Here is a 6,695-nt window from a genome sequence, read left to right as displayed (position 1 = left end):
TCTTATCCATGGAACGGTCCTTCCTTTGTGGCGTGTTGCAACGACCACGTTAGGCACTTTCGATGCCGGTTAGAAGGGCCGTTCCACCCCATCAAGTTTGCCGGGGCTAGAATGGGCATTGAAAACGGGTGTCGCTCAAATCGCTGAGCAAAATCGTGAGCGCACGCGTTTGTTGATTGAATATGCGCAGGAAAACGGCTGGAAACTTGTTTCCCCTCAAAACGAAAGCCAGCGTGGTGGCAGTGTGATGCTGTCATTGCCTGAGCATATAGACAGCACGCAGATTGTTGGTTCTTTACGTGCACAGCAACTTTATTGTGATGCCCGCGGCAGGATTTTGCGCCTTTCACCTGGATTTGTGACACAGCAGGAAGATGTTGAGGAATTGTGCAGGGCACTTAAAACGCTGCTGAATTAACGACAGCGTGTAGCCATAAATTATAATAATAATATCGAAAACGATATATAAAAGGGAACATAAAATGGGAAAGCGTTTATCATGGAGCGGGCTGCTGGTTGCTGCAAGCATGTTTACTTTTACATCAGCACAGGCAGATCAACTGACCATCGGAGCCTATCCGGCCAATCCGCCATGGGAATATAAAACTGCGGACGGTGAATTTGAAGGCTATGAAATTGACGTGGCGCGTGAGGTTTCCAAACGTCTGAGCCTGACGCCGGAATTTCAGGATTTAGGCTTTCAGGCTATTTTCGCTGCAACCAATTCCGGTCGCGTGGATTTTGGTATTTCTTCCATTTCGGTGACACCGGAGCGCTTGAAAAATCAGGCTTTTACGCAGCCTTACTACGATAGCGACGGTACTGTTGTTGGCAAATCCGATTCGGTTGTTAAAAGTCTTGATGACTTGAAAGGCAAAGTTCTGGGCGTAGTTGCCGGTTCTACCGGTGATGCATGGGCTAAGCAGAATGCCAAAAAACTCGGTATTGTCGAAGTTAAAAGCTATAATACCCAGCAGGATTTGCTGATGGAAGTGCAGAACGGACGCATTGATGGTGGTGCGGGCGAGCTTGCCGGTTTTCAATATGCGATGACTAAAATGCCGGGTTTGCAAGTTTTGGTGCGCATTCCAACCGGTGAACGCTTTGCGATGCTGACCAAGAAAAACCATCCGCTGCTGGAAAAAGTCAATGATGCCATTTCTGCAATGAAAGAAGATGGCACCATGGCTGCAATCCATAAGAAATGGTTCAATGCCGATGCAGAACCGGAAACCAGCACGATAAAAATACTGCCATTGCCACAAGCGGAATAGGCATGAATGGATGACTGGCGGGTTGATTGCCCGCCTTCATTTGACGTCATCATTGTAACTTTTTTATGCAAAATTTTATTCTCGGGCAGGTTTTCGCATGGAACTGATCGATACATTCTTCAATTGGTCAATACTGGTTGAATCATTTCCGATCCTGCTGCGCGGGCTGGGTAACACATTGCTGCTTGGGTGTACGGCGATTGTCTTTGGCTGCGTCTGGGGACTGTTTTTGTGTATGATTCGCCTTTATGGCGGTAGGTTTTTTCGCTATTTAGCGATCTTTTATATCGATATTTTCCGCGCTTTACCGATCCTGGTCGTGTTGATCCTGATCTATTATGCCCTGCCGATGGCCGGCATCCGTTTTTCTTCCTTCACCTCAGCTGCCATTGCTTTGTCAATGGTTTTGGGCGCTTTTACAGCGGAAGTATGCCGCGCAGGCATTGAGAATATCTCGCGCGGGCAATTTGAAGCAGCGGCTGCATTGGGGCTGCCCTTTTGGACAACCATGCGCAAAGTGATTTTGCCGCAAGCAATTAAAGTCGTGGTGCCCCCACTCACAAGCAATTGCGTATCTATTTATAAAGATACGTCTTTGGCGTCAGTCGTCGCGATGCCTGATCTTTTAAAACAAGCAACAGATGCGCAGGCTCTGATGGCTAATCCGACACCATTGATAGGTGCGGCATTAATTTATCTGGCATTTTTATGGCCATTGGTCAGACTGGTAAGTTATCTGGAGGAGCGCGGAAAGAGACAAATGGCACGCTAAAGAGGCCATATTCTTTCAACAACAACGGCAAAAATAACAGCAAGTCGTTGCGCGAAAAAATTATAAATAGAGGAAGGAACTATAGAATGAGTGCAAATGAGACATTAAGCCAACTGGCTGAATTACTGTTAAATGGTGGCGTTAAAGTGGTTGATCTGGCGGCCGTGCTTGGGCCGGATACACCTTTGATCAAGCTGCCGCCAGAAATTGCGGTTGATACGCCAAAAGTCGAAATTCATGAGATTTCTGCCTATAATGAAACGGGTCCTTTTTGGGCATGGAACTGGCTGAAGCTGGGTGAACATTCTGGCACGCATTTTGATGCACCAAGACATTGGATTTCCGGCAAAGATCATGTGGATGGCACAACCGACACCATCAACGTGAAAAATTTTGTAGCACCTGTAAATGTTATTGATTGTTCGAAACAGGCCGCAGAAGACCATGATTATTTGCTGAGCGTTGATGATATTAAAGCGTGGGAAGCAAAACATGGCGCTATTCGTGCTGGTGAATGGGTTTTGATGCGAACCGATTGGTATAAGCGCAATCATTCGGAAGCCGCGTTTCTAAATGCCAATGAAACGGGGCCGCATACACCGGGGCCAACAGCTGAAGCCATTGAATATATTATTTCAACCGGTGCTATTGGCTGGGGCACAGAAACCATAGGTACTGATGCAGGACTAGCAGGTGGTATGACACCGCCATTTCCAGCGCATTGCTTGCTGCATCAGGCTAATCGTTATGGCTTGGCCAGTCTGTGTAATCTTGATCAGCTGCCGGCAAAAGGTGCTGTGCTGATTGCGGCACCTTTGAAAATTGAAAACGGCACAGGCAGCCCGTCACGCGTGCTTGCGCTTGTTGCCAATTGATAAAACGGAAAAGCTAAAATTTCCGATCTTATAAATATAATGGGGAGGCCTTCGTATGGCGGAAAGATCTTTTGCGAAAGAGGTGGAAAAGCTCAAACTGAGCGCAGGAGAGACATTTTCCGGCGAAGGCATTCTCGCAATTACGAAAGCCTTGCTGCAATGCGGCGTTGGTTATGTCGGCGGTTATCAGGGCGCACCGATCAGCCATTTGATGGATGTGCTGGCCGATGCTCAGGACATTTTGAAAGAGCTTGGCGTTCATTTTGAAGCCAGTGCCTCAGAAGCAACAGCTGCGGCCATGCTTGCCGCATCTGTTCATTATCCGATCCGTGGTGCTGTGACCTTTAAATCGACAGTTGGCACTAATGTTGCCTCTGATGCTTTGGCCAATCTGGCATCGGGGGGCGTGACAGGTGGTGCGCTGATAATTGTTGGCGAAGATTATGGTGAAGGTTCTTCTATCATGCAGGAGCGCAGTCACGCTTTTGCAATGAAAAGTCAGGTTTGGCTGTTAGATCCGCGCCCTAACTTGCCCTCGATTGTCAAAGCAGTTGAAGATGGCTTTGAATTGTCCGAAGCATCTAATACGCCGGTCATGCTGCAAATTCGCATTCGTGGTTGTCACGTGTATGGGCAATTTACAACCAAGGACAATAAACGGCCATCAATGACGGTGGCTGATGCTTTGGAAAAGCCGCAACGTGATATTGGCCGCATTGTTTTGCCACCTGCCAGCTTCTTACATGAAAAAGAGAAGGTTGAAAAACGCTGGCCGGCAGCGGTCGATTTTATTCGCTCACGCCAGATCAACGAGTTTTTTGGCACTGAAAAAGGCAAGATTGGTATTGTCCTTCAAGGTGGCCTTTATAACAGCACCATCCGCGCGTTACAGCGTATGGGGCTGGCTGATTTATATGGTGATACAGAAGTTCCGCTTTATGTGCTCAATGCAGTTTATCCGCTGATTGATGATGAGTTTCTGAGCTTTTGTGATGGCAAAGATGCGGTGCTTGTCATTGAGGAAGGCCAGCCGAATTATATTGAGCAGGCTTTTAGCGCTATGTTGCATAAAGCCAGTCATCGCACGCGGGTGGTGGGCAAAGAAGTGCTGCCGATGGCGGGCGAATACACTGGTCAGGTATTGCTTGATGGGATTAAGGCATTTCTGCTTGATCATGCATCCGATATGCTATCAGCACAGGTGCGCGCGCCGAACACGATTGATCTGTCGGAACATATCGCAGATTTGCAAAAGCTGGTGCCGGGCAGACCGCCGGGCTTTTGCACAGGTTGTCCTGAGCGGCCGATCTTTGCTGCAACCAAGCTGATTGAGCAGGAATTAGGCCCGCATCATATTGCATCGGATATTGGTTGCCATTTATTTTCGATCATGCCGCCTTTTGATCTGGGCGCAACAACGATGGGCTATGGTTTAGGCCCTGCATCGGCATCTGCTTTTAATGCACCGGATGCTAAAAAACGCTCGATCTCTTTTGTCGGCGATGGCGGCTTTTGGCATAATGGTCTGACATCTTCGATCGGTAATGCTGTTTTCAATAAGAATGATGGTGTGATTGTTATTGTCGATAATTACTATTCTGCTGCTACAGGCGGGCAGGATATTTTGTCGTCGCGGGCTGAAAACCGCACCAAAGCAACAGGTCATCCCATCACCGAAGCGGTCAAGGGTATCGGGGTGAAATGGGTTCGCCAGATCGACCGTACTTATGATGTGCCGAAAATGCGTGATACTTTACGTGAGGCGCTGACGACTGAAGAAACGGGCCCTAAAGTTATCATCGCATCTTCCGAATGTATGCTGAACAAACAGCGGCGTGAAAAACCTTTGCTTGCCAAAGCCATTCAACAAGGAATTGAAGTGACTAAGCCGAAGTTCGGCGTGGATGAAGATATTTGTACAGGCGATCATGCTTGTATTCGCCTGTCAGGCTGCCCGTCGCTCAGCGTTAAACAGCTGGACGATCCGCTGCGTGATGATCCGGTGGCGCATATTGATCAGACATGTGTGGGCTGTGGTAATTGCGGCGAAGTGGCGGATGCCGCAGTGCTTTGCCCGTCCTTTTATCGTGCCGATCTGGTGCATAATGCCGGACGTTGGGGCAAACTTGTTCATGCCGTCAGGCGTAAATTTATCACGATGCTGCAACGAAGCCGTGAAAACCGCCGCCTGAATTTCGGGGATGTATGAGAATGGTTAAACTGACAGCACATCCTGATCAGGATAACACGGCTGACATCATTAAAATTGCAATTCTGGCCGTTGGCGGGCAGGGCGGTGGGGTGCTCACCAACTGGATTATTGATGTGGCCGAGCGCAATGGCTACCGTGCGCAGTCGACGTCTGTCGCGGGCGTGGCACAGCGCACTGGGGCTACGATTTATTATGTTGAAATATGCCCAGATACGGGGCGTCAGCCGGTTTTTTCACTGTCTCCTGCTCAGGGTGATGTTGATATTTTAATGGCGGCAGAATTGATGGAAGCAGGGCGTGCGGTGATGCGCGGGTTTGTAACTCCTGATCGCACTACGCTTATTGCTTCATCACATCGTATTGCGGCGGTTTCTGAAAAAACAGAGCCGGGCAATGGTATGGTTCCGTCAGAACCCGTGACGCAGGCAATCACGGGTGCGGCAAAGCATTTAGTCAGTTTTGATATGGAAAAACTGGCAAGACAGGCAGGCTCGGTGATTTCATCCAGCTTGTTTGGTGCGCTTGCTGGTTCTGGGGCTTTGCCTTTTGCACGCGAAACCTATGAAAAGACTATTGAAGTTTCAGGGCGGGGGGCGGCGGCCAGTCTGCGCGCTTTTCAAGCCAGTTATGACATTGCTAAAAATGGGGCAAAAGCGGAAGCCAAACCACATAGCGCAGCAGAAAAGCCAGCAATAAAAATTGCCGGCCCTTCACCGCTTTTGAAGAAATGGAATAGCTTATTACAGCGCGTTGAAACCTATCCGGAAACTGTGCAGCTCATGGCCAAGGCAGGATTGCGTAAAACCGTTGACTATCAGGACATTGATTATGGCGCTCAATATCTTGATCTTTTAGAAAAGGCTATCACGCTGGATGATGCGGCAAAGGACTATGCCTTGTCGGTTGCAAGTGCCAAATATCTGGCCAATGCTTTATGCTATGATGATATGATCCGCGTCGCTGACTTGAAAACACGATCAAAACGTCATGACCGTGTTGAAAAAGAAGTGGGTGCTAAAGAGGGAACTCTTTTGCAACTAACAGAGTTTTTTCATCCGCGGGCAGAAGAATTTTGCAGCATGATGCCGGTCAGGATCGGGCGTTTTATTGAACAAAGACCGAAGCTTTTTTCCTTGTTAGATCGCATGATCAATCGTGGCCGTCGCATCCGCACGGACAGTCTGTTTGGCTTCTCGCAACTATGGATGATTGGTAGTTTGCGCCGCTGGCGCCGCTCGTTTTTGCGCCATGAAACGGAAATGCAACATGTGCATAAGTGGTATGATCTGGCGCTTAGTTATAAAGCCCAAGATTATGCGCTAGCCGTTGAGCTTATTCAGTGTCGTCGTTTGATCAAAGGCTATAGCGACACGCATATGCGCAGTTTTTCAAAGTTTGATCGTGTTCTTTCCAGCCTTCCAATGCTTGAAGGACGGGAAGATGCGGCAGATTGGATCAGACGTTTGCGGGAAAGCGCATTGAAAGATGAAAAAGGCACCGCTTTGGACGGTGCCTTGCAAACGATTGCTTCGTTTTAAATAGAAGCGGAGACAACAGGCGGC

General features: G+C 48.5%; 6 protein-coding genes. All 6 read left to right on the top strand.

The features are described 5' to 3' along the window. Positions 1-118: 118 nt before the first annotated feature. The 6 genes from FHS77_RS12765 (at position 119) to FHS77_RS12740 (ending at position 6,671) form a co-directional block, all read left to right on the top strand. Positions 119-418 (top strand): kynureninase/PvdN C-terminal domain-containing protein, encoded by a 300-nt coding sequence (locus FHS77_RS12765; RefSeq protein ID WP_184223969.1) that lies wholly within the window; start codon positions 119-121, stop codon positions 416-418. Between the two features lie 64 nt (positions 419-482). Then, entirely contained in the window at positions 483-1,274 is a 792-nt protein-coding gene (locus FHS77_RS12760) for an ABC transporter substrate-binding protein (RefSeq protein ID WP_184223967.1), read from the top strand. Positions 1,275-1,371: 97 nt separating this feature from the next. After that, positions 1,372-2,046 carry an amino acid ABC transporter permease gene (locus tag FHS77_RS12755; RefSeq protein ID WP_184223965.1) on the top strand — a complete coding sequence of 225 codons (675 nt, stop codon included), beginning with the start codon at positions 1,372-1,374 and terminating at the stop codon, positions 2,044-2,046. An 86-nt stretch (positions 2,047-2,132) separates the two neighbouring features. Continuing rightward, entirely contained in the window at positions 2,133-2,921 is a 789-nt protein-coding gene (locus FHS77_RS12750) for a cyclase family protein (RefSeq protein WP_184223963.1), read from the top strand. Between the two features lie 55 nt (positions 2,922-2,976). After that, the gene (locus tag FHS77_RS12745) at positions 2,977-5,130 is read left to right on the top strand and encodes a thiamine pyrophosphate-dependent enzyme (protein ID WP_184223961.1); all 2,154 of its coding nucleotides are present in this window, start codon (positions 2,977-2,979) and stop codon (positions 5,128-5,130) included. 2 nt (positions 5,131-5,132) lie between these two features. After that, positions 5,133-6,671 (top strand): indolepyruvate oxidoreductase subunit beta family protein, encoded by a 1,539-nt coding sequence (locus tag FHS77_RS12740; protein WP_184223958.1) that lies wholly within the window; start codon positions 5,133-5,135, stop codon positions 6,669-6,671. Positions 6,672-6,695 lie beyond the last annotated feature (24 nt).

Source organism: Paenochrobactrum gallinarii, assembly GCF_014205685.1.
Classification (GTDB): Bacteria; Pseudomonadota; Alphaproteobacteria; order Rhizobiales; family Rhizobiaceae; genus Paenochrobactrum; species Paenochrobactrum gallinarii.
Note: the sequence above shows the minus strand (reverse complement) of the source record. Positions and strands in the feature narration are given on the sequence as shown.